Below are 22779 nucleotides of genomic sequence, written 5' to 3'. Positions count from 1 at the left end.
CATCCACCATGCTGCCGCTCCGGGGCGTCGCTGTGGGGCGCCGCTGTGGGGCGTCGCTGTGGGGCGCCGTCACCGACGGCGTTCGGGCTCTCTGCCCGGCATGTCGTCATTCCGGGTGCGCGCTGTCCGGTCGTCCTCGGCGCCAGGGTGAATTACCACCGCCGAGAAGAATGAGCGCGGCACGGAGAGCGGGCAAATAGCGAAATGCGTGGGCCGGCCTTCCGGACGCCCTTTTCCCCGTATCACCTCCCGCATTCCCCGACTCTCATTTCGTTTGCGGCACAAAATCCGGGGCACGAGGAGGGCGACCATTTCAAAGACCTGAGTTCCTCCTTCTTCTCGTTCCGTACCGGAAAGGGGCTCTCCGACAGGGCGGTCTCTTTCCGGAGCCTTTGCGGCAGAGCGTCGGTTCCTGCGCCGCGGCCGACCTCCCGGTGTTCGCACCCGTGTCCCCTCGTGGGCGAACATCTCCTCCCGCGGCGCGGGAAGCCGAACAGCCATGGAAGACGACTACTCCTCCACGATGTCCGCAGCACGAACGGTGACCGGCACCGGCGAGAGCGACGAAGCCGGCGCTTCCTGGTCGCTGGTGCTGCCGGCCCGCTCCGCCGCCGCGCCCGAAGCGCGTCGCGCCGCCCGGCGTTTCGTGCGCCGGCTCGCACCGCGCGTCGTCGACCGCGTCGCCCAGGACATCGACCTGGTCGTCACGGAACTCGTGACGAACGCGGTGCGCCACGCTCGCGGTGCCACCTGCACGCTGATCCTCGACGCCCGGCCGGACGCCGTCGAGGTGACGGTGGTGGACGAGGATCCCACACCGCCCCGTCCTCATGCCCCCGACTTCAGCGGGTGCCTGGGCGGATTCGGCTGGCCCATGGTGCGCCGTCTGGCCAGGCAGGTCACCGTGGCGCTGATTCCCGACGGGAAGGCGGTCTGCGCCCTCGTCCCCCGGTGATCGGTTTCACCGAGGGCGTCCCGGCCGCTCGGCTCGTCTCCGGCGCTCCGCCGGAAAGAGGGTCACTTCTTCGCCTCCGGGCGCGCCGGGACGATGCCGTACGGCACCCTCATACCCCGAGTCCGTCGCCGAGTTGGCGCCGGAGGCGGACGACGGCGCGTTTGAGGAGCCGGGAGACCTGGGTCTGGGAAACGCCGAGTTCCTCCGCGATGGCGCTCTGCGTCAGGTCGGCGGTGTAGCGCAGGGCGAGGACCCGGCGCTCGTGCTCGGGGAGCGCGGCGATGAGAGGTTTGAGCGCCTGCAGGTCCTCGGTCTTCGCGAGTTCACGGTCCGCGTAGCCGATGTGGTGGGCGAGGCTCTCGTCCAGGCCGTCGGCGTCCTCCGCGGTGTCCAGGGATGCCGCGGAGTATCCGTTGGCGGCGATCAGGCCCTCGATGACCTCCTCGTCCTCCAGGTGCAGATGACGGGCCAGTTCGGACACGGTGGGGTTGCGGCCGTGGGTCTGCTCCAGGTGCCGTTCGGCCTCGGTCAGTTCCACACGCAGGTCGCGCAGTCGGCGCGGCACGTGCAGGGCCCAGGTCGTGTCGCGGAAGTACCGCTTGATCTCGCCGATGACGGTCGGCAGCGCGAAGCTGGGGAATTCCACGCCGCGTTGCAGTTCGAAGCGGTTGATCGCCTTGATCAGCCCGATCGTGCCGACCTGCACGACGTCCTCGTAGGACTGCTTGCGGGCCCCTGCGCGGGCGGCCGCGTAGTGAACGAGGGTGAGGTTCAGTTCCACGAGCGTGTTGCGGACGTAGGAGTGCTCCGGTGTGCCCTCTTCCAGCGATTCGAGCCGCGCGAACAGGGTTTTGGACAGGGCCCGCGCGTCGGCCGGGTCGATCCGGGCCGTGCCGGCCCGGGCGGGCGCCGTCCGGGCGGGAACGACCGCGACCGCGGCGTCGGCAGGGCCGGGGTGTCGTCGGGGAAGCGGTGTCGTGCCGGTGGTCTCGTCTTCGGTCAAGGTGGCCATGTCAGCTCCCGGAACGGTCATGACTCCATGGACGGAGCGTTTCGTAGCCGGGCGCTTACCCTGAGCGATCAGCGATATCCCTCAAAAGGTCACGCTCTGTCGAGGTGTCAGCCGTCGCACTTACAGAGGGTCATGATGCGATCGGTCGGCCGACGGGCCGGACCGGAAGCGGATCGCGCCGCGGGGGCCGTGCGGCACCCCGGTGCGGCGCGGTCCGTCAGCTCTGGGTGAGCCCGCCGACCTCACGCGGGTCGAGACCGGTCAGCTCGGCGATACGCGGCGCCGGGATGCCGGCCGCCAGGGCCCGGTGCACCAGGGCCTGCCAGTCCTCGGTCGTCTCCCGGTACGTCAGGAGCTGCCGCTCCATGTCCGCGACCGGCTGCGGGGAGCACTGCTCCCGGACCGCGACCAGTTCCCGTTCGGTCAACGGGACCGGCAGCCGGTCGGCGTCGGCCGGCAGCAGGATCTCGGAGTCGGCCGGCAGGATCCGGGTCCGCTCCGACGAAGCGGAGGCGCCGTGGGCCGAGAGCCATCCCTGGACGGCCGGCGTCTCGGCGCACTCCAGACCGCCCAGTGCCGCCACAGCGGCTCCCACGCGGGGGTGGTCGTCCGGCAGGAGGAAGAGGTAGGCGTCATCGGCCATTGCTCGACACCGCTTTCTGTCGCCATGAGGTGCCGCTGATCCTAGCGCCACGACGCGCTCCCGCCCGCGTGACCCGTCGGCCGTCACCCCCGCGCGCCGCGTGTCGCTCCAGGAGGACCGGCGGTGAACGAGAACGGCAGCCCACCCACTATCGGTAATGACAATCATTGTCGTATGCTGTCTCCATGGCTCGCGATGAACTGCGCCCGATCGTCAAGCTCCGCTCCACCGCCGGGACCGGCTACACCTACGTGACCCGCAAGAACCGCCGGAACGACCCGGACCGGCTCACCCTGCGGAAGTTCGACCCCGTCGCCGGACGTCACGTCGAGTTCCGCGAGGAGCGCTGACCGCACACGGCCCCGCCCGCACACCCACGCCGACCCGCATCCGCGTTCGCACCCTCATCCGCACCCCGATCCAGGGAACACACCTCATGAAGCCCGGAATCCACCCCGCCTACCGCCCGGTCGTCTTCCGCGACAAGGCCGGCGACTTCGCCTTCCTGACCCGCTCGACGATGACCAGCGACAAGACCGTCGCCTGGGAGGACGGCCGCACCCACCCGGTGGTCGACGTCGAGATCTCCTCGGCGAGCCACCCCTTCTACACCGGCACCGCCCGCGTGCTGGACACCGCCGGCCGCGTCGAGCGCTTCGAGCGCCGCTACGGACGGGCCGGAGGCCGCCGATGACCCTCGAAGGACCGATGCCCGTGGTGATCGTCGGCGGCATGCACGCCGACGCCCGCCGCGCCACGGTCGAACAACTGCTGCGCGAGGTACCCGGCAGCGTCGCCCTGCACCACGACCTGTCCACCGCCCCGGCGGGCATCGTGCGCCGTAGCGTCCGCGACGCCGCGGGCGACGCCTCCTGGGGCGAGACGCCGCTGGTCGACGACTGCGCCTGCTGCGCCCTGCGCGAGGACCTCGTCCCCGAGCTGGAGCGGCTGGCCACCGGCCGCCTCACCCGCCTCGCGGTCGTGGAGCTGTGGGACTCCGTGGAGCCCCGGGGCATGGCCGAGGTCGTCGCCGCACACGGCCACGGCGCCTTCCGGCTCACCAACGTGGTGACCGCCGTCGACCCCGCGCTGGCCCTGCCCGCCCTGTCCAGCGGTGACGACCTCGCGGACGTGGGACTCGCCGCGGCCGCGACGGACCAGCGCACCGTGGGCGACACCTTCGCGCGGCAACTGGAGTACGCCCCCGTCCTCGCCCTGGCCGACAGCCCCGTCACCGGGCCCGACGACCTCGCGCTGCTGCGGCAGTTGCATCCCGCCGCGCGGCACGTCCACCTCGGATCGGGGCGGTTGGGCGGCATCGCGGTCGCCGGGTTCGACGTGGCAGCGGCGGCGGCCGCCCAGCACCCCGCCTGCGCCCGGCTCCCCCACGACTGCGACGAGGAGGGAGTCAGCACACTGGTCTGGCAGCGCCGCCGCCCCTTCCACGCCGGCCGCCTCTACGCCGCGCTGGAGGACCTGTGCTGCGCCGCCGCCCGCAGCCGGGGGCGGTTCTGGCTGGCGGACCGGCCCGACAGCCTGCTCGCCTGGGACGCCGCCGGGGGCGCGCTGTGCGTGGAGAGCGCCGGGCCGTGGATGGCCTCCCTCCCGGACGCCGCCTGGGAGCTGATGCCCGCCGAGCGGCGGACCGCCGCCGCGCTGGACTGGCATCCCGAACACGGAGACCGCTGCCAGCACCTCGTCTTCACCTCGCCCGGCCTGGACCGGGCGGGACTGCTCTCCCTGCTCGACGCCTGTCTGCTCACCGACGACGAACTGGCGTCCGGACCCGCCGCCTGGCGCCGGCCCACCGGCTTCGACCGACTGCTCGACGCCGTCGCCTGACCCGTTCCCCCTCACCCTCCAGGAGGGCTCGGGCTCCATGCCCCGCACCGCCAAAACCGCGCCCGCGCGCAAGAACCGGCCCAACCCGCTCGACGCGGCCGGCATCACCCACATCGACTACAAGGACACCGACCTGCTGCGCAGGTTCCTCTCCGACCGCGGCAAGATCCGCGGCCGCCGGGTCACCCGGATCAGCCGGCAGCAGCAGCGGCGGATCGCCACGGCCGTCAAGAACGCCCGCGAGATGGCCCTGCTCCCCTACTCCAGCCGCTGAACTCCCGTCTCCCGCAGACGAGTTGCCCCCGGACGAATTCCCCACCGACGAGAGGACCGTCATGGCCGTCCCCAAGCGCAAGATGTCACGCGGCAACACCCGCCACCGCCGCGCCCAGTGGCGTGCGAGCACCCCGCCGCTCGTCCCCGTCACCATCGACGGCAGCGCCTACCTGGTCCCCCAGCACCTGAGGAAGGCGTACGAGCGCGGCCTCCTCCGGCCGGAGGACTGATGACTCCGGGCCGGGTGGTGGTCGCGGCCACGGCGCCGCCCGGCCCGGTCACCGCAATCTCAGAGCGCTCTGATGTCGGGCCGCTAGCGTCCCGGCCATGGTGCGCGACTACCTGATCATCGGGGCCGGACCGGCCGGACTTCAACTCGCCGCTCTGCTCGAAGGCGACGGGCTCGACTACCTCGTCCTGGAACGCGGAAGCGGACCGGGTACGTTCTTCACCACGTACCCGCGCCACCGCAAACTGATATCGATCAACAAGGTCAACACCGGGAACACCGACCCGGAGATCAACCTCCGCATGGACTGGAACTCGCTGCTCAGCGACGATCCGCGGCTGCTCCTCGGCCACTACACCGACCGCTACTTCCCCCAGGCCGACGACCTGGTGCGCTATCTGGCCGACTTCGCCGAACGCACCGGCGTCCGCGTCGAGTACGGCACGGACGTCGTCCGGATCTCCCGCGCACGGGGAGTCTTCACCGCCCGCGACGCCGCCGGACGGACCTGGCGGGCCCGGCGGCTCGTCGTGGCGACCGGTGTCTCCCGCCTCAACGTCCCGTCCGTCCCCGGCATCGAACTCGCCGAGCGCTACGACACGTTCGACACCGATCCGGCGTCGTTCACGAACCAGCGGGTGCTCGTGATCGGCAAGGGCAACTCCGCCTTCGAGACGGCCGACGCCCTCATGGAGAAGGCCGCGGTCATCCACGTCGCGGGCCCGCACTCGGTGCGGATGGCCTGGAAGACGCACTTCGTCGGGCATCTGCGCGCGGTGAACAACAACTTCCTGGACAGCTACCAGCTCAAGTCGCAGAACGCCGTCCTGGACGGCGCCGTGGAGAACATCGAGCGGACCGCCGACGGCCGCTACCGGGTGGTGTTCCGCTACGCGCGGACCACGGAGGGCCTGCGCGAACTGCGCTACGACCGGATCGTCCTGTGCGCGGGATTCCGCTTCGACGCCGACGTGTTCGACCAGACGTGCCGTCCCGCCCTCGTCATCGACGACCGGTTCCCCGAGCAGACCTCCGCGTTCGAGTCGGTGAACGTTCCCGGCCTCTACTTCGCCGGCACCCTGACCCAGCAGCGGGACTTCAAGCGGTCCACCAACGGCTTCATCCACGGTTTCCGCTACGGGGCCCGCGCGCTGCACCGCATCCTGCGCTCCCGCCACCACGACACGCCCTGGCCGTCCCGGACGCTCGCCGCGGCGCCGGAGGCGGTCGCCGACGCCGTCGTCGCCCGCGTCAACCGCTCCTCCGGACTGTGGCAGCAGTTCGGGTTCCTCGGCGACGTGGTGAGCGTCGACGGGGACACGGCCCGGTATCAGGAGGAGGTGCCGCTCGACCACGTCGCCGACGGCGGGCTCGGCCCCGCCGCGCACCGTTTCGTCGTCGACCTGGAGTACGGGCCGGGCCACGACCAGGTCGACCCGTTCGACGTGGGCATCCCGCGGGTGGCCGAGAACGACGCCGAGCACGCGGCGGACTCCGCCTACCTCCACCCCGTGGTCCGGCACTACCGCGACGGCGCCCTGGCCGGCGTCCACCATCTGGCGGAGAACCTGGAGAACGACTGGGACGTCCCGGCCGTGCACCAGCAGCCGCTCGCCGCGTTCGTGAAGTCCTGCCTTGGGTGAGCAGTTCCCCGGCGGCCTGCTGGACCTCCTCGACGCGGCGGGCGACCGGCCGGTGTTCGAGCACGCCGGCCGGGTGGTCACCGCGTCCGGGCTCCTCGGCCTGATCAGACGGGTGACGAGCGGTCTGCGGCGGCACGGCGTCCGGCCCGGCGACGGCGTCGGCCTGCTGCTCGGCGTCGGCCCGGAGGCGTTCGCCGCGGTCGTCGCGGCCCATGTCGTCGGCGCCCGCGTCGTGGGCGTCCGTCCGGGGCTGACCGAACCCCAGCGGCGGCTCCTCCTGGCGGACACCCGCGTCCAGGTCACCGACGTCCCGGCCGCCGGCGTATCCGTCACGGACGGCCGGGACGACGGCGACGACCCGGACACGCGGCGGCACGGGCGCGTCCTCGCCCTCAGCGAGCTGCTGGCGGCTCCGGACGACGGCGTACGGCCGCGGGTCTCGGCGCGTCCGCACGACGTCGCCCGGCTGATCCACACCAGCGGCAGCACCGGGGCGCCCAAGGCCTGTGCGCAGACCTACGCGGCGATGACCGCGGCCTGGGCCCTGCGCCCCGACCTGTGGCCGCCCGCCGTCCGCGAACTGGCCGCGCGGCTGGACCGGTTCCTGGTGTTCGGCACCCTGGCGAGCCAGGTGATGATGGAGTACGGGCTGCTCGCGCTCGCGTCCGGCGGAACCCTCGTCACCGCCGACCCGCCGGTCTTCCCGGACGCGCTGGTGCGGCACCGGGCGACGGCGAGCGTCATCACCGTGGCCCGGCTGCACCGCCTCGTGGCGCGTCAGCGGGCCCGCCCGGCGGACCTGGGCGCGCTGCGGGCCCTGATGGTGTCCGGCTCCCCGCTGGAGCCGGGGCGGCTGCGGGAGGCCGCCGAGGTGCTCGGCCCCGTCGTCTTCCACGGCTACGGCCAGACCGAGACCGGCATGATCTCCATGGCCGTTCCCGGTGACCCGCCCGGTTCGCTGGGCGTGCCGCCCGTCGACCTGGTCGTCCGGGACGCGTCGGGGCGGACCGTGCCGCCCGGCGTTGAGGGTGAGCTCTTCGTCCGGACCCCGTCGCAGGGGTTCGGCTACTGGGGGGAGCCGGACCTCAGCGCCGAGGTGTTCGGCGACGGCTGGGTGCGCACCCGGGACCTCGGCCGCCTCGACGCCGAGGGCCGGTTGTGGCTCACGGGGCGTACCCGCGACGTGGTCATCGTCAACGCCAATGTGTACTACGCCGGGCCGATCGAGCGGCTGCTCGCCACCCACCCGGCCGTGGCCGAGGCGTACGTCGTCGCCGTGCCCGACGACGACACCGGGGAGGCCGTCCACGCGTTCGTGGTGCCCGCCGCCGGTCGTGTGCCGGAACTCGGCGAGCTGCGCGAGCTGGTGGCGGCGCACCTGGGCGGGGCGTGCGCGCCGACCCGCCTCACCCTCATCGACGAGGTGCCGCTCACGCCTGCCGGCAAACCCGACAAGAGACAGCTGGCCGCCAGAACATGACGTAGTGGCGAGGGCTTCGCCGTCGCGGGACGCCGACGGCGAAGCCCTCACCGTCTCCTCAGCGGGTCCCGGCCGCGACGGCCCGCAGCGGAGGGTCCTCCTCGGCGCGGTCGTGCCGGTCGATCAGCCGGAGCAGCGGGGTCGCCATCACGGTGGTGACGATGGCGACCACGACCAGGGCGCTGAACATCGCCCGGGTCACGATCCCGGCCGCCAGACCGAGATTGAGGGCGATCAGCTGCATCAGGCCCCGTGCGTTCATCAGCGCCCCGACCCGCAGGGCCACCCGGTTCGGTTCGCCCGAGGCTCGGGCGGCGAGCCAGCAGGCGCCGAACTTCCCCACGACGGCGACCGCCACGCACCCCGCGGTGAACAACAGCACCCGTCCGGAGCCGAGCAGGGCGAAGTCCGTGTTCAGTCCGGAGTACGTGAAGAACAGCGGCAGGAACACCCGGCCCACGGGTTCGAGCGACCGCACCGAACGGTCCAGCTCGCGCGAACGGGGGAAGACCAGTCCCAGGCTGAACGCGCCGAAGACCGCGTACAGCCCGATCTCGTCGGTGTACCAGGCCATCAGGAACAGCACGCCCACCAGCGCGAGCAACAGGCTTTCCGGAGCGGCGCGTTCGGCGAGCCGCACGGCGCGCGGGCGCAGCCGGGCCACCGCCGTCAGGACGACGACGAGACCGAATCCGCCCGCGACGGCCACCGACACCAGCCCCGCGCTGCCGCCCGAGATGCTGAACACCCCCGCCAGCAGGATCCAGGCGACCGCGTCGTCCACGGCGCCCGCGCCGAGCGAGAGCGAGCCGAACCGGGTCCCGGTCAGGCCCTGTTCGGCGATGATGCGGGCCAGCATGGGGAACGCGGTCACCGCCAGGGCGACCCCGACGAACAGCGCCGACACGACCAGCCGGGTGTCGGGGGCGAGGACACCGGTCCATCGGCCGGCGGTGACGATCAGCAGGGCGCCGAGCACCACCGGCACCAGCACGCCGGCCGCCGAGACCAGTGCGGCGGGACGCGCTACGCCGCGCAGCCGGTCCACCCGGAACTCCCAGCCCACGTGGAACATGTACGCGACCAGGCCGATCTGCCCGACCACGTACAGCACCGGCCGCAGGTCCGTCGGGAAGAGCGCGGACTCGACGCCGGGCAGCAGCGCGCCGAGCACCGAGGGGCCGAGCACCACGCCGGCGACCATCTCACCGACCACGGGCGGTTGTCCGACCGTGCCCAGCAGCCGGCTGACGGCCCGGCAGACGACCAGGACGACCACGACGGCGAGGAAGAACGCGGAGGCGAGTTCCGTCGCGCTCATCCGTTGTCTCCTTCCGGGCGGGCGACCGGGCAGCGCCCGGCCGGATGCTCCTCGAAGTAGCGGGTCGCCGCCCTCTGACGGCGTGCGTGCAGCACCATGACCGTGCCGAGGACCAGCTGCCGCACGCCCCGGGTGACGTCCTCGACCGCGTCCCGGGCCCGGACGGCGGTGCGCAGCGCCGCGAGCCGGCGCGGCCGGCCGGGCAGGCCGCGCGGGATCAGCAGGCAGGGCGCCCGGTGCGGGATGGACCGGGTGTGGGAGGCCGTGGAGTCCAGCCGGAAGCGGCCCAGCACCTCCCGTACGGCGGCGCCCAGCACGAGGGGGGACAGTCGCCAGGCCGGGCAGGGCCGGTTGGCGGCCATGCCGAAGGGGATGTGGTGGACGTGCTTGCGGGACCGGTCGGTCCAGCGGTCGGGGTCGAACGCGCCGGGCCGGTCGTATCCGGTGGCATGGTAGGCGGGGTAGCTGAAGCACACCACCGTTCCGGCCGGGAGGGTCGTGTCCTCGTCGAGCGGTATCGCGTCCGTGGTGATGCGGTGGGCGATGCCGAACAGCGGGTACAGCCGCATCGTCTCGTCGAGCACGTGCGCGAGGTACCGTTCGTCGTCCGGGGCCGCCGCCAGGCGGTGCTGCACGTGGGGGTGGCGGGCCAGGGCGAGCAGGACGTGCGCGGTCGCCTCGGACAGCTGCACGACGGCGGTGTTGAAGAACGTCCCCTGGAGGTAGTGCACCTGTTCCAGCGGTGTCAGCGAGGACGGCAGCGGGTCCGGTACGTCTCCGGCCGCGATCCGCTCGCGCAGATAGGCCGTCAGCGCGGCCCGGCGGCGCGGGTGCCGCAGCGACGTGCACTTCAGGGCGCTGACCACGTCGTCGGCGTGCGCGGTGATCAGCTCTCTGGCGCGCGGCGGGCACGGCTCCTTAAACACCAGTTCGTAGCAGAACTCGGCCCACGCGGGCATCACCAGGTCCCGCAGCCGTACCAGGCTGATCCTGTCCCGCGGCAGCTCCTCCAGCACGCGGGCGATCGTCCGGCCGGCCGTCGCCGCGAGCGCGGTCGAACTCCCGGCCAGGAGGCGGCGCGTCGTCGCGGCGACGTCCTCGTAGCGCGCGCCGGGCTCCAGGTGCTCCTGGTGCACCTCGGGGCCGGGCGCCAGCCAGTACCAGAACAGGTCGGACAGGCCCGCCCCGGCGCTGCGTCCGCCGGCGGCCGGATGGGCGTAGACCCGTTCGAACACCTCGGGGCCGTGGCGGGCGTCGGGCAGGGTCACGGCGCGGTCGCCGTTGACCTTCTCGAAGATGCGCACGCGCAGCGCCACCACCGCGCGCGGCAGCCACCACGTGTCCGCCGCGGCCGGCCCCGGTCCGCTCCTCACCACGGCTCACCCCTCCGGACCACCATGTCCCGGGTCAGGTCGGCGTTGCGGCGGCCGCCGCACAGCGCGAGCGTGTGGTCGTACTCGTCGCGCAGCAGCGCCAGGGTCCTGCGCACGCCGCTCTCCCCCTCGGCGGCCAGCCCCCACACCACCGGCCGTCCCACGCCGACGGCCGTCGCCCCCAGGGCGAGCGCGACGGCGATGTCGGCGCCCCGCCGCACCCCGCCGTCCATCAGGACCGGCACCCGGCCCGCGACCGCGTCGGCGACCCCCGGCAGGCAGTCCAGGGCCGCCGGGACGGCGTCGCACTGGCGGCCCCCGTGGTTGGAGACGAGCACGCCCGCCGCCCCGTGCTCGACGGCCAGTCGCGCGTCCGCCGGGTGCAGGACTCCCTTCACCAGCACGGGCAGCGTCGTCATGCGCAGGATGTCGTCGAGGTCCCGCCAGGAGAGGGCCGGGGACATCGGGATGTCGGTGAGGCCGCCGGGCGGCGCGCCCGGCAGGTCGCGCATGTTCTCCGCGGCGTGGCCGGGCGGCAGGTCGGTGAACCCGTTGCGCAGGTCCCGGGTGCGCCGGCCGAACACCGGTGAGTCGACGGTCACCACCAGCGCGGTGCAGCCCGCGTCGGCGGCACGCCGAACGAGCGCCGCCGTGACCTCGCGGCGGGGGTGCGGGTACAGCTGGAACCACACCGCCGGGTCGGCCGCTGTCTCGCGGGCCGCCGCGACGACCTCGGCGACCGCCGTGGTCGCGGCGGCCCCCGTGACGAGGACGGCGCCCTCGGCCGCGGCGGCGCGGGCGGTGGCGCGCTCGCCGTCCGGGTGCGCCAGCCGGTGGAACGCGGTCGGCGCGACGACGACCGGCGCGGCCCCCGGGGCGCCCGGCAGGTCCACGGCCGTGCGCCGCGTCTCGCTGCCGCGCAGCACCCTGGGCAGCAGGGCGTACCGGGCGAAGGCCCGCTCGTTGTCGGCCAGGACGCGTTCCTCGCCGGCCCCGCCCGCCACGTAGTCGTAGTGGACGGGGTCCAGTGTGCCGCGCGCCGCCTCGTGCAGGTCGTCGAGGGTCACGGCGTCACCGGCGCGGCCGGGCCGCGGTGGGCGGCGAGGAAGGCGCGCAGCGGGGCGCGGTGGATCTCCTCGCTGTCCCACTCGTTCTCCAGGTTCTCGGTGAGGTGGTGCTCGGCGACGAACGCGCCGGCCCGGTACCAGCGGACCACCGGATGGAGGTAGCGGCCGTCGAGTCCCCGTATGTCCTGCTGGGAGGTGCGGCCCGCGGTGACGTCGAAGGGGTCGACCCGGTCGTGGTCCGCCCCGTACTCCAGGGTGATCACCGCGTGGGCGTCGACCTCGCCGAAGTCCCCGGCCCGTACGGCGTCCGGCACGTGCCGGACGGGGAGTTCCTCGGCGTAGCGCAGCGCGCCGTCCGGGCCCACCAGCAGCAGGTCGCCGAGGACGCCGAACTGCTGCCACAGCGCGGAGGAGCGGTTGACCCGGGAGACGACGGCGTCGACGGCCGCCTCGGTGGCGTCCCCGAGTTCCCGGACCGGCCAGGGCTCGCCGTGGTGGCGCCGGCGCAGCGTGCGGTGCAGTGCGCGCACCGAGTAGCGGAAGCCGTGGATGAAGCCGGTCGTGGCCTTCTTGAAGTCGGGGCCCTGCGTCAGCGTTCCGGCGAAGTAGAGTCCGGGCACGTTGACGGACTCGCCGACGGGGGTGAGGGCGGGGAACCGGTCGTCGACGACGAGACCGGGCCGGCAGGTGTCGTCGAAGACCGAGACGTCGATCCGGAATCCGGTGGCGGCGATCACCCGGTCGTAGCGCAGGTCCTTGACGACCTCGTCGACCCGCTCGAAGGCGACGGGCACCCGGAAGCCGTCGCCGTCCTTCCGGATGGCGAGCACCCGGCCGTCGAGGACGGCGTTCTGCGACTTGAGCTGGTAGCTGTCCAGGAAGTTGTTGTTCACCGCGCGCAGGTGTCCGACGTAGTGCGAGCGCCAGGCCAGCCGCAGCGAGCCGGAGCCGACCACGTGGATGACGGCGGCCGTCTCCATCAGGCTGTCGGCGGTCTCGAAGGCCGAGTTGCCCCGGCCGATGATCAGCACCCGCTGGTCGGTGAACGCTTCCGGGTCGGGGTCGAAGGTGTCGTAGCGTTCGGCCAGTTCGATGCCGGGGACGGAGGGCAGGTGCGGCAGGGACACGCCGGTGGCCACCACCAGCCGGCGGGCCCGCCAGGTGTTCCCGGTGTGGTCGGTGACGGTGAATCCGCCGTCGTCGTCGCCGTCGCGCGCGATCCGTTCCACGGTGGTGTCGTACCGTACGCGCACCCCGGTGCGGGCGGCGAAGTCGGCCAGGTAGCGGACCATGTCGTCGGCCGGCGGGAAGTAGCGCCTGCTGTAGCGGGTGAAGAGGAGTTCCGGGTCGTCGCTCAGGAGCGAGTTCCAGTCCATCCGCAGCCGCAGTTCGGGGTCCTCGTATCCCGTGTGCACCTTGTTGACCGAGATGAGCCGGCGGTGCCGGGGGAACCGGGTGAAGAACGTGCCCGGACCGCTGCCGCGTTCCAGTACGACGTAGTCCGCACCGTCACGCTCCAGTGAGGCGGCGAGTTGCAGTCCTGCGGGCCCCGCTCCGATGATCAGGTAGTCGTGCGCCATGGACCGGAAGCTATCCACCCGATTTCAGAGCGCTCTGAGATTCACCGCCTACGTTTCCCCGCGTGCTCACACCCACGGACAGCGTCTCGCTCACCGGCCCCCTCAGCCCCGCCGCGCTGCGCCGCGCGGCGGCGCCGCTCACCGTCGCCGTGGACGACGAGGCCCGTGCGCGCGTCGAACGCGGCAGACGGCTGTTCCACTCGCTGCGGCACGACGCCGGCGGCGAGGACCGGCCGATCTACGGTGCGACCACCGGCTTCGGCGCGCTCGTCGGGTACTCCGGCCGTGCCGACGAGGCCGACCAGTGCGACAACACGCTCGCCCATCTCGGCGTCGGCCAGGGGCCGGACCTGCCGCGGGCGATCGTGCGCGCCGCGCTGCTGCTGCGCGTCCGCTCCCTCGCCCAGGGCGTCTCCGGGGTGTCGGCCGAGGTCGTGGACCGGCTCGCCGCGATGTTCGCCACCGACTTCTCCCCGGCCGTTCCCCGCCACGGCTCCGTCGGCGCGAGCGGCGACCTCATCCCGCTCGCCTACGCGGCGCAGGCGCTGCGCGGCCGGGGCCACGCCTATACGGGCGGCCACCGGATGCCCGCCGCGGACGCGCTGGCCGCGGCCGGACTGCGGCCGCTCGTGCTGGACGGCCGCGACGCGCTCGCCCTGGTCAACGGCACCTCGCTCACCACGGCGGCGCTCTCGCTGGCGTGCGACGCGGTGCGGGCCGCGCACCGCGCGCTCGCCTCGCTCACCTGCCTGCTCGCCGACGTCCTCGGCTGCGACCCCGGCTTCCTCGACGCCGATCTGCTGCGCGCCTACGGCCACGCCGGCGCGATCGACGTCGGCGCGCGCATGCGGCACACGCTCGCCGGGTGCGCGCCGTCCGGGACCCGGCCGTTGCAGGAGCCGTACTCGCTGCGCTGCTCCCCGCAGCTGCTGGGCGCGGCCGAGGACGCGCTGCGGTACGTGGACGGCGTGGTCGGCGCGGATCTCGGCGGGGTCAGCGACAACCCGCTGTTCTTCCCCGCCGGCGCGGAGGAAGGGGCGCCGGGCAGGGTGGTGCACGGCGGTAACTTCTTCGGACAGCCCGCCGCGTTCGCCGCCGACCTGCTGGCGTCCGTCGCCGCCCAGCTGGGCAATCTCGCCGAACGCCAGCTCGACCTGCTGGTGGACCCGGCGCGCAACGGCGGACTCCCGCCGATGCTCGCCACCGTGCCGGGCGCCCAGCACGGCCTTCAGGGGGTGCAGCTGGCCACCACCGCTCTCGTCGCGGAGATCCGCCGGGCCGCGGTCCCGGCGGCCATGCAGAGCCTGCCGACCAATCTGCACAACCAGGACGTCGTGCCGTTCGGCACCCAAGCGGCCCTGCGCTCCTACGACATGGCGGAGCTGCTCGCCCTGCTGTGCGGGTCGCTGGCGCTCGGCCTGCGCCAGGCCGTCCACGTCGGCGCCCGGCGGCCCACCGCCTCCCGGTGCGCCGCGCTGCTGGACGCCCTCGCGGACGCGATCGAGCCGGTCGACCCCGACCGCCCGCTGGACGCCGACGTACGGGCCGCCGCCCGCCTCCTGGTCACCTGCGACCTGCCGTGACCGGCGGCGCCGGGGGCCGGCCGGGCCGGGGCGGGTGGCACGGGAGCCGGATGGTGAACCGGGCGCCCCGCCCCGTGCGGCCGGTGACGGCGACCGTGCCGCCATGGCCCGTGACCACCTCCCGGAGCAGCGCGAGCCCCAGCCCGTACCGGCCGCCGCCGCCACCGCCACCGCTCCCACCGCTCCCACCGCTCCCACCGCTCCCACCGCGATGGAAGCGCTCGAAGAGCCGGTCCGTCTCGGCGGGATCGAGCCCGGAACCGGTGTCCGCGACGGTCAGCTCGGCCTCGCGGCCGACGCGCGCGACGCTCACCCGGATCCGCCCGCCCTGCGGGGTGTGGCTGATCGCGTTGGCCAGCAGTTCCCCCACGGCGCGGCGCAGCGCGGACTCGATGCCGGTGACGAACAGGGGCTGCGGGGGGCCGTCCACGGTGACGGTGAGCCGGCCGTCCCGTGCCCGGTCGGTCTCCTCGGCGGCCACCGACCGGGCCAGCGCCACCAGGTCGACCGGCCGGCGCTGCGGCAGCCGGGCCGACCCCGCCATGAGGCTCGCGGACAGCAGCAGGTCGTCGAGCACGTCCCCGAGCCGGCCGGCCGAACCGACCAGGCGGTCCAGGCCGGCGCGGTGCGCGGCCGGCAGCTCCTCGGCCGCGGCCTGCCGGGCCAGCAGCTGGGCCCGCGTGTGGACCTGGGTGACGGGGGTGCGCAGCTCATGGCTGGCGTCCGTGACGAAGCGGCGCTGCCTGGCGAGCGCGTCGGCCAGCGGCGCCACCGCCAGCCGGCCGAGGACCGCCCCGGTCAGGACGGCGGCGAGCAGACCCACCGCCTCGGCGACGGCGAGGGCGAACCACAGGTGGGCGCGGTCGGCCAGCTGGAAGCGCAGGTCGAACACCGCCTGCACGACCTGCCCGTCCGCCCGCTCCTGGGTGCGGACCAGGTAGACCTTGTCGTCGCGGCGCACCGTGCGATCCACGGCCGTACCCGTCCGGCGCACCCGGTCGAGGTCGGCGCGGACCGGGAAGCCGCGCGGGGCGTTCGGGAGCGGGGTCACGCCCGGCGCGAACAGCCAGGTGCACACGGGCGGGCTCGTCGGGTCGCCGAGTGCGGCGCCGTACCGCAGCTCTCTCCACACCTGCTCGTTCTGCGCGCGCGTCATCATGGCGTCCGCGATGCCGCCGACGCCGGTGACCAGCAGGGTGATGATCGCCCCGGCGATCACGGCGATCCGCAGCCGGGCGCGGCGCACCGCCGCCCGCTCCGGGTGCTCGGACGGTCTCACAGCGCCCCCAGCCGGTAGCCGAGTCCGCGGACCGTGCGCACGACCTTCCTGCCGAGTTTGCGGCGCAGGTAGTAGACGTAGGTGTCCACGATGGACGACGCGGGCGCCTCCTGGAACACCATCCGGCGCAGCTCCGCCCGCGTGTGCACGGTGTCGGGGCGGGAGGCGAGGGCCCACAGCAGCGTGAATTCCCGGGCCGCCAGGGCGATCCGCTCACCGTCGGGCAGTTCGACCTCCCGGCGGGCGACGTGGAGGCGGCCCGAGCCGATCCTGAGGACATCGGTGACGTCGAGCGCGCGTCGGCACAACGCCCGTAAGCGCGCGCTGAGTTCGTCGAGGTCGAACGGCTTGACCAGGTAGTCGTCGGCGCCGGCGTCCAGTCCGTCCACCCGGTCGTGCACGGTGCCCATCGCGGTCAGCAGCAGCACCGGGGTGCGCAGGGCGCGGGAGCGGAGGCGGCTCAGCAGGTCGAGCCCGTCCAGCGCCGGCAGACGCCGGTCGAGGACGAGTACGTCGTAGCGGCGGGTGAGACCGAGATGCAGGCCCCGCTGCCCGTCGGTGGCGACGTCGACCGTGTATCCCTCGTCCCGCAGTACCGCTTCCAGCATCGCGGCCAGTTCCCGGTCGTCCTCGACCAGCAGCAACCGCCCGGCCTCCCGAGCCACGGTGTGTGTCACGTCCCCTCTCCCATCTGTCGCCCCCGTTGCCTCAATACCCAAGCGTCGCAGGGGAGTTGACGGAGAGGGAGGGGCTACGGAGCCTGATCCGGACGGAGGACTCGCCTTCCGGTCCGGGCCGTTCCGACCCGGCGGGAGCGTCTGGAGGCGCGGAGGTCACGGGCCTGCCCTTCGAGCAGGCCATGGCCTCCTTGGTCCTGGAGCCGGTGGGCCTCTCGGACACTCGACCGGGTCACGGGACCGACCTGATCCACCGCCGGCCGGGAGTCGGGGAACGTTGGGGGGCGAGCAGCCATGGGCCGCCGCCCTGCGCGCCTTGTGGGCGCTTCGCGGGCAGTGTGGCGGGTGTCGGGTCGACACCACGTGGTCCGGTCATGGTCCGGTCGCCGGATCCGCGCAGGATGCCGCGTGGGAAGCGGGTGAAGCGGGTGAAGCGGGAGGTCAGGACTGTCTTCGTCGCGTTACGCCCCGGCCTCTTGGGCGATGTCCTCCAGCACGAGTCTCGGGTCGGCGGAGGGGGCGACGGCCTTGCCGATGTTCTGCTTGATGAGGATGCTGACCTTCAGCCAGGACGGTTCGTTGACCGGGTAGAGCTGCGCCGTGCGCAGTGCGGTCAGGAACTGCTCGGTGCTGGGGTCCTCCGCCGACTGCTGGGTGGCCTGCGCGGCGGACACGGTCGAGGGCAGCAGATCGTAACGCCCGGCGAAAGCGCTGAGGTTCTTGTCCTGGTAGACGAAGTCCAGGAACGAGCTGACCAGTTGACGATTGCCGTCGTGCTTGAAGGCCATCATCCAGTCGGCGACGCCCACCGAGGGCGGGGTCTCCCCCGTGCTCAGCGTGTCCGACACCGGCATGGGCAGCGTACCGACCCGCATGCCCTTCTCCCTCGCCTCGTGGAGGAGTGAGGGATAGCCGTTGACCATACCGACGTCGCCGTGCAGGAAGGCGTCGAAGGCGTCCTGCCGGTTGAGCCGGGCCGGCGGGGTCGGGCCGGTCAGGCCGGGTGTGACGAGGTTGTCCTTGATCCAGCGGAACGTCTGTACGTTCTGCTGCGAGGCGATGCTGTATCCGCCGCCGCTGTCGGTGTACCCGCCGCCGTTGCTCAGTTCCCAGATCAGGGCTTCGGCGTGCGCCTCCTCGGGACCGAGCGGCAGGGCGTACGGGTAGCGCACGCCGGCCCTCTTCAGCGCCTCGGCCGCGGTCTTCAGGTCCGACCAGGTCTTCGGCGGTTTGACGCCGGCCTTGTCGAACAGCTCCTCGTTGTAGAAGAGCAGCCGGCTGCTGGCCACGAAGGGCAGGCCGTAGAGGGTGCCGTCGACCGAGCCCGCTTCCGCGAGCGGCGGCAGGAAGTTGGCCTCCGCCTTGATCGGCAGCAGGTCACGGGCGGCGTAGAGGCGGTGCTGCGCGGCGAAGTCGGAGTACGCGCCCATGAGGGCCACGTCCGGGGCCTTGTCCTCCTGGACCAGGCTGGTGACCTTGCGGTCGATGTCGGCCCACGGGTACAGCGTCACCTCGACCTTCTTGCCGGGGTGGGCGGCGGTGAAGGCGGCGGTCAGCTTGTCCCAGTACGCCTTGGAGCTGGTCGCCGGGCTGTTGCCGTACTCGGGGGCTATCAGGCGCAGGGTCGTTCCGTCGCTTCCGGAGGAGCCGCAGGCGGTGGTGAGACAGCCCAGCAGTCCGAGCGCGACGACGGAGGCGGTCATGCCGAAGAGTCTTGGTGGCACGGGTCTTTCCTCTTGGTCTTTCCAACGGTGCACCCGGAATACTCTCCTGCCGCGGCGCGATATGGGCCCCTTGCCGGGCAGTTGTGGCGGTAGCTCCAACCGGGCCGGTGCCGGTTGGTGTGTTCCGTGTGTTCCGCTGCGCCGGCCCCGGTGTTCGGTCGTCACCGCCCGGGCAGCAGCCGGCCGCCGAGCAGCACCGCGCACGCCCCGGCGGCCAGCAGGCCCCCGGCGAGAAAGACGCTCCGCACACCGGCGAGCGGCAGGATCAGCCCCCCGAGCGCGGCCCCCGCCGCGATGCCGGCGTTGTAGGCGCCGGAGTTCGCCGCGAGCGCGATGTCCGTGCGCCCCGGTGCGCACCGCAACATCTCGTTCTGGGTGGTCATGAACACCGGCCCGAGCGCACCGCCCGTCAGCACCAGGAACACCACCGCCGCCACCGGATCGGCGCCGGCCGCGTACAGACCGAGCAGGCCCACCGCCTGCGCGGCGACGGCGGTGATCAGCGCAGCCTGCGGAAAGCGGTCCAGCAACGCCCCGGTGACGCTCACCCCGGCCAGACACGCGACGCCGAAGGCCATGAACAGAGCGCTGACGGCGCCCGGGGAGAACCCGCTCACCTTTCCCAGGAACGTCACGAGGTACGTGTATCCCGTGAACGCCCCGGCGGCGGACAGGGTCCCGGCCACCAGCACGGTCGCGAACCGGCGGGTGTCGGGGCCGGCTCCGTAGGCCGCGGGCTCCTCCTCCGGACGCGAGGTCGGCAGCAGGGCCGCGATCGTCACGAGAGAGAGGAGTCCCAGTCCGGCCGGCACGGCGACGGGCACCGGCCAGTCACTTCGCCGGCCCAGCCAGGTCCCGGCGGGCACACCGAGCACGAGGGCGAGCGAACCGGCGACGGACAGCGCCCCGAGCACCCGCCCGCGCGCCTCGGGCGCGAACAGGCCCACCGCGACCGGCCCCATCACGGCCCAGAACAGCGCCTGGCCGCACGCGGTCAGCAGCCGCGCCACGAGCAGCGGCCGGTAGGACGTCGCCAGCGCCGCGAGCAGACTGGACACGACCAGCGCGGCCAACACCCCTGTGAGCACATGGCGTCGGGGCACGGCCCGCACGGCGTGGGTGAGCGGCAGGGAGGCGACGGCCACCGTCAGGCCGTAACCGGTGACCAGGAGACCGACCGCCGGCACCGGCACCCGCAGGCCGGCGGAGATCAGCTCCAGGAGGCCGACCGGCAGGTTCTCCGCGGTGTTGAAGGCGAAGGCGGCCAGCATCAGGGAGGCGAGCACCGCCCGCCCGCGCCAGGGAGCCGGCCGCGTCGCGACCCCGCGGGCTCGTCCCGTCCTCGTCCGCTGCCCCCGCTCCACCGCACCGTCCACCCGGACACCCCACAGGGGGCGCCGGCCGTGCCGCAACCGAATTCGGCCGCCGTGTCCGGTGCTGCCCGGGAGGCGGTGACCGGAGGACGCCGACGGGCGCGGTGTCGGTCGTGGCCCGGCTTTGTCCGCCGAACGGGGGACGCGGGCCATCACTCGCCGCCCCGTCGGGTATCCGAAGGCGAACCCACACAGGGAGGGGGGCGCACGCTGGTCGACCGGGTGGCCGTGAGCCGCGCCGGGGCGCGCGCCCACAGCAGCGAAGCAGCAGTACGAGAGGAGTCATCATGGACACGGACCTCGCCGCCTTCCTCGCGCGGGTGACCGAACGGGCCGGATACGACGGGCCGCAGCAGGCGGTGCAGGCGGTCCGGATCGTGCTGGAGGTGCTCGGCGCCCACCTGGTGGGCGATGACCGCACCGAGCTGGCCCGGCTGCTGCCCGAGCAGTGCGGACCGCTGCTGACGCATACCGAGCCGGCTTCCGCGCCGTTGACCCCGGCGTCGTTCATCGAGGCGGTGGCCGATCGGAGCGAGGGGAGCACCGGCGACGCCCGGCGCAAGGTCGACGCCGTGCTGCCGACGCTCGCCGAAGTGGCCGACAAGGCCCTGCTGCGTCGCGTCCTCACGCAGTTGCCCCCGGGACACGCCGAACTGTTCCACTGCGCGGATCCGGTGTGAGCACGCGGTGCGCACCAGGCGGGCGGTAGCCTGACCGGCATACGTGCGGCGGCCCCGCGGCCGCCGGCCGCCGCGGAGGAGCGATGACGGACGGGAACCTCGGAACGGTCACCGTGCTGACCGGGCCGTGCGGCGCGGGCAAGAGCACCGTCGCCCGGCTGCTGGCCGACCGGCTCACCCCGAGTGTGCGCCTGCACGGCGACGACTTCTTCGCCGTCATCGCCCAGGGCGCGATCCCTCCGTACCTGCCCGAGGCGCGGCGGCAGAACGAGACCGTCGTCGCCGTCCAGGCCGCCGCGGCCGCCGGGTACGCCGTCGGCGGCTACCACGTGGTGTTCGACGGGGTCGTCGGGCCGTGGTTCCTGGACCCGTTCCGCGACGCCGCCGCCGACGCCGGGGTGCCGCTGCACTATGTGGTGCTCCGCCCGCCGCGTGCGACCGTGCTCGCGCGGGCCACCGGCCGCGGACCCGGCGCGCTCACCGAGCCCGGGCCGATCCTCCAGATGTACGAGGAGTTCGCCGCCCTCGGCGACCACGAGCGCCGGGTCCTCGACTCCGGTGCCCTCACCCCGGCGCAGACCGCGCAGGCGGTGGCCGATGGTCTCGAGGCCGGCGCCTACCGGCTGTCCTGAGTCCGCGCGGACACCTCCCGCGCCGTCACGATCCGGCGTCGGAGAAGGCCCCCGCGGCGGCGGCCAGGACCGCCGCCCGCGCGGCCCGTTCCGGCAGACGCGGATCGCGTTCGGCGCGCAGGAGCACCAGCTCGTGGTAGAGCGGCGCCGTGGCGGCGATCAGCAGGCTCCGCGCGTCCGTGGGGCGCCCCGCGGGGAGTTCGCCGCGCTCGACGGCGCGCTCCACGAGGACCTCGCACTGCGCGTACCGGTCCGTCCACAGCCGCGTCTGGGCGCGCGCGGCCGGTGCGGAGTGGAACGAGGCGGCCATCAGGGCGACGGCGAACGACGGCCGTTCGACCAGGGATTGCTGGATCTCCTGGTTGAGGGCGGTCAGATCGCCGCGCAACGAGCCGGTGTCCGGCGGCTGCCAGTCGATCTCGCCGGCGGCGTCGATGACGTCGACGAGCAGACCGCCGACGTCGCGCCAACGCCGGTAGACGGTGGCGCGGTGCACGCCGGCCCGCGTGGCGACGCCCTCCATCGTGAGTCCCTCGTGACCGTGTTCCGCGAGTTCGGCGCGCACCGCGTCGAGCACCTGGGCGCGGACGCGGGCGGTGCGGCCGCCGGGACGGCGGTCCGGCGTCGCGTCGGGTGTGTCTGTCATCGGTGATCCCAAATCCGGTTGATCGAGGCGGCAGGGCCGTGCCAGCATCTTAACGCGACACGTGTCGCGACAGTTCGACCGGAGAGGACCCGAGCGCACCGTGCCGCCCGTTCCCGCTGACCCCACCGTGCTCCACCCGATGCCCGAGCACCCGCGCGTCGTTCTGCTCAAGCCGCTGGTCACGTCGCCGCTGATCGAGGTCGGTGACTTCTCCTACTACGACGATCCGGACGATCCGACCGCGTTCGAGACGCGCAACGTCCTGTACCACTACGGTCCCGAGCGGCTCGTCATCGGCAAGTACTGCGCGCTGGGGACGGGCACCCGCTTCATCATGAACGGCGCCAACCACCGCATGGACGGCCCGTCCACCTTCCCGTTCCCCACCATGGGGGGTTCCTGGACGCGGCACTTCGACCTGATCACCGGCCTGCCCGGCCGGGGCGACACGGTCGTCGGCAACGACGTGTGGTTCGGCCACGGCGCCACGGTCATGCCCGGTGTGCGCATCGGTCACGGCGCGATCGTCGCCGCCGGGGCGGTGGTCACCGCCGACGTCCCCGACTACGGCATCGTCGGCGGCAACCCCGCCCGTCTCCTCCGCACCCGCTACGACGCCGCGGACGTCGGCCGGCTCCTGGCCGTGGCGTGGTGGGACTGGCCCCTGGAGCACCTCACCGCGCACGTGCGGACGGTCATGTCGGGGACCGTCGCCGATCTGGAGGAGGCCGCCGCGCAGCTCGGCCGGCCCTGACACCGCGTCG

At 73.4% G+C, this 22779-nt stretch carries 23 protein-coding genes; 12 read left to right on the top strand and 11 right to left on the bottom strand.

From position 1 onward, the window contains the following. Positions 1-523 precede the first annotated feature (523 nt). On the top strand, positions 524-955 hold the full coding sequence (locus tag ABEB07_RS20670; RefSeq protein WP_176151812.1) for an ATP-binding protein: 432 nt from the start codon (positions 524-526) through the stop codon (positions 953-955). Between the two features lie 109 nt (positions 956-1064). Here the strand turns inward: ABEB07_RS20670 and ABEB07_RS20665 are convergent, their stop codons facing one another. Next, positions 1065-1967, bottom strand: coding sequence for a SigB/SigF/SigG family RNA polymerase sigma factor (locus ABEB07_RS20665; RefSeq protein ID WP_176147631.1), 903 nt, complete (start codon positions 1965-1967; stop codon positions 1065-1067). A 217-nt stretch (positions 1968-2184) separates the two neighbouring features. Then, on the bottom strand, positions 2185-2610 hold the full coding sequence (locus ABEB07_RS20660; RefSeq protein ID WP_176147630.1) for a DUF6003 family protein: 426 nt from the start codon (positions 2608-2610) through the stop codon (positions 2185-2187). A gap of 185 nt (positions 2611-2795) precedes the next feature. Between ABEB07_RS20660 and rpmG the strand changes: the two genes are divergently transcribed. The 7 genes from rpmG to ABEB07_RS20625 all read left to right on the top strand — a co-directional run bounded on the left by rpmG (position 2796) and on the right by ABEB07_RS20625 (position 8080). Continuing rightward, on the top strand, positions 2796-2960 hold the full coding sequence (rpmG, locus tag ABEB07_RS20655) for a 50S ribosomal protein L33 (RefSeq protein WP_164584262.1): 165 nt from the start codon (positions 2796-2798) through the stop codon (positions 2958-2960). An 86-nt stretch (positions 2961-3046) separates the two neighbouring features. Then, entirely contained in the window at positions 3047-3304 is a 258-nt protein-coding gene (locus ABEB07_RS20650) for a type B 50S ribosomal protein L31 (protein WP_345669716.1), read from the top strand. Further along, positions 3301-4452 carry a GTP-binding protein gene (locus ABEB07_RS20645; protein ID WP_345669714.1) on the top strand — a complete coding sequence of 384 codons (1152 nt, stop codon included), beginning with the start codon at positions 3301-3303 and terminating at the stop codon, positions 4450-4452. The genes ABEB07_RS20650 and ABEB07_RS20645 overlap by 4 nt, the downstream gene beginning before the upstream one ends. Before the next feature lie 37 nt (positions 4453-4489). After that, positions 4490-4726, top strand: a complete 237-nt coding sequence (gene rpsR / locus ABEB07_RS20640; RefSeq protein ID WP_345669713.1) for a 30S ribosomal protein S18 — start codon at positions 4490-4492, stop codon at positions 4724-4726. Between the two features lie 61 nt (positions 4727-4787). Next, entirely contained in the window at positions 4788-4958 is a 171-nt protein-coding gene (gene rpmF / locus ABEB07_RS20635) for a 50S ribosomal protein L32 (RefSeq protein ID WP_176147627.1), read from the top strand. A 97-nt stretch (positions 4959-5055) separates the two neighbouring features. Next, positions 5056-6600 (top strand): NAD(P)-binding domain-containing protein, encoded by a 1545-nt coding sequence (locus tag ABEB07_RS20630; RefSeq protein ID WP_345669712.1) that lies wholly within the window; start codon positions 5056-5058, stop codon positions 6598-6600. Continuing rightward, entirely contained in the window at positions 6593-8080 is a 1488-nt protein-coding gene (locus tag ABEB07_RS20625) for a class I adenylate-forming enzyme family protein (protein WP_345669711.1), read from the top strand. Before ABEB07_RS20630 ends, ABEB07_RS20625 begins: the two co-directional genes overlap by 8 nt. Positions 8081-8138: 58 nt before the next feature. Here the strand turns inward: ABEB07_RS20625 and ABEB07_RS20620 are convergent, their stop codons facing one another. The 4 genes from ABEB07_RS20620 to ABEB07_RS20605 are packed head-to-tail and all read right to left on the bottom strand — an operon-like array spanning position 8139 to position 13421. Next, positions 8139-9401 (bottom strand): cation:proton antiporter, encoded by a 1263-nt coding sequence (locus tag ABEB07_RS20620; protein ID WP_345669710.1) that lies wholly within the window; start codon positions 9399-9401, stop codon positions 8139-8141. Then, positions 9398-10777 (bottom strand): cytochrome P450, encoded by a 1380-nt coding sequence (locus ABEB07_RS20615; RefSeq protein WP_345669709.1) that lies wholly within the window; start codon positions 10775-10777, stop codon positions 9398-9400. The genes ABEB07_RS20620 and ABEB07_RS20615 overlap by 4 nt, the downstream gene beginning before the upstream one ends. Next, positions 10771-11841 (bottom strand): alpha-hydroxy acid oxidase, encoded by a 1071-nt coding sequence (locus tag ABEB07_RS20610; protein WP_345669708.1) that lies wholly within the window; start codon positions 11839-11841, stop codon positions 10771-10773. Before ABEB07_RS20610 ends, ABEB07_RS20615 begins: the two co-directional genes overlap by 7 nt. Then, positions 11838-13421, bottom strand: coding sequence for an FAD-dependent oxidoreductase (locus ABEB07_RS20605; protein WP_345669707.1), 1584 nt, complete (start codon positions 13419-13421; stop codon positions 11838-11840). Before ABEB07_RS20605 ends, ABEB07_RS20610 begins: the two co-directional genes overlap by 4 nt. 62 nt (positions 13422-13483) lie before the next feature. Here ABEB07_RS20605 and ABEB07_RS20600 point away from each other — a divergent pair, with 62 nt between their 5' ends. Then, positions 13484-15004, top strand: coding sequence for an aromatic amino acid ammonia-lyase (locus tag ABEB07_RS20600; RefSeq protein ID WP_345669705.1), 1521 nt, complete (start codon positions 13484-13486; stop codon positions 15002-15004). On the opposite strand, the gene ABEB07_RS20595 is transcribed toward ABEB07_RS20600, so the two are convergent. The 4 genes from ABEB07_RS20595 to ABEB07_RS20580 form a co-directional block, all read right to left on the bottom strand. Beyond that, a complete protein-coding gene (locus ABEB07_RS20595; RefSeq protein WP_345669704.1) occupies positions 14985-16283 on the bottom strand; it encodes a sensor histidine kinase in 1299 nt (432 codons plus the stop codon). The two genes, ABEB07_RS20600 and ABEB07_RS20595, sit on opposite strands and share 20 nt — an antisense overlap. Then, positions 16280-16960, bottom strand: a complete 681-nt coding sequence (locus ABEB07_RS20590) for a response regulator transcription factor (RefSeq protein ID WP_345669703.1) — start codon at positions 16958-16960, stop codon at positions 16280-16282. The genes ABEB07_RS20595 and ABEB07_RS20590 overlap by 4 nt, the downstream gene beginning before the upstream one ends. 461 nt (positions 16961-17421) lie before the next feature. Next, complete coding sequence (locus ABEB07_RS20585; protein ID WP_345669701.1) at positions 17422-18684, bottom strand: ABC transporter substrate-binding protein; 1263 nt, start codon at positions 18682-18684, stop codon at positions 17422-17424. A gap of 161 nt (positions 18685-18845) precedes the next feature. Further along, positions 18846-19955: an MFS transporter gene (locus ABEB07_RS20580; RefSeq protein WP_345669786.1), complete on the bottom strand. Its 1110-nt coding sequence runs from the start codon at positions 19953-19955 to the stop codon at positions 18846-18848. 389 nt (positions 19956-20344) lie between these two features. Between ABEB07_RS20580 and ABEB07_RS20575 the strand changes: the two genes are divergently transcribed. After that, on the top strand, positions 20345-20737 hold the full coding sequence (locus tag ABEB07_RS20575; RefSeq protein WP_164589815.1) for a DUF2267 domain-containing protein: 393 nt from the start codon (positions 20345-20347) through the stop codon (positions 20735-20737). Between the two features lie 83 nt (positions 20738-20820). Next, complete coding sequence (locus ABEB07_RS20570; protein WP_345669700.1) at positions 20821-21369, top strand: AAA family ATPase; 549 nt, start codon at positions 20821-20823, stop codon at positions 21367-21369. Positions 21370-21394: 25 nt separating this feature from the next. On the opposite strand, the gene ABEB07_RS20565 is transcribed toward ABEB07_RS20570, so the two are convergent. Next, positions 21395-22015, bottom strand: coding sequence for a TetR/AcrR family transcriptional regulator (locus ABEB07_RS20565; protein ID WP_345669699.1), 621 nt, complete (start codon positions 22013-22015; stop codon positions 21395-21397). A 100-nt stretch (positions 22016-22115) separates the two neighbouring features. Between ABEB07_RS20565 and ABEB07_RS20560 the strand changes: the two genes are divergently transcribed. Then, a complete protein-coding gene (locus ABEB07_RS20560; RefSeq protein WP_345669785.1) occupies positions 22116-22769 on the top strand; it encodes a CatB-related O-acetyltransferase in 654 nt (217 codons plus the stop codon). Positions 22770-22779 lie beyond the last annotated feature (10 nt).

This window comes from Streptomyces similanensis (assembly GCF_039543625.1).
Classification (GTDB): domain Bacteria; phylum Actinomycetota; class Actinomycetes; order Streptomycetales; family Streptomycetaceae; genus Streptomyces; species Streptomyces similanensis.
The sequence above is the reverse complement of the archived record's forward strand: the minus strand, read 5'-3'. Positions and strand labels throughout refer to the sequence as shown.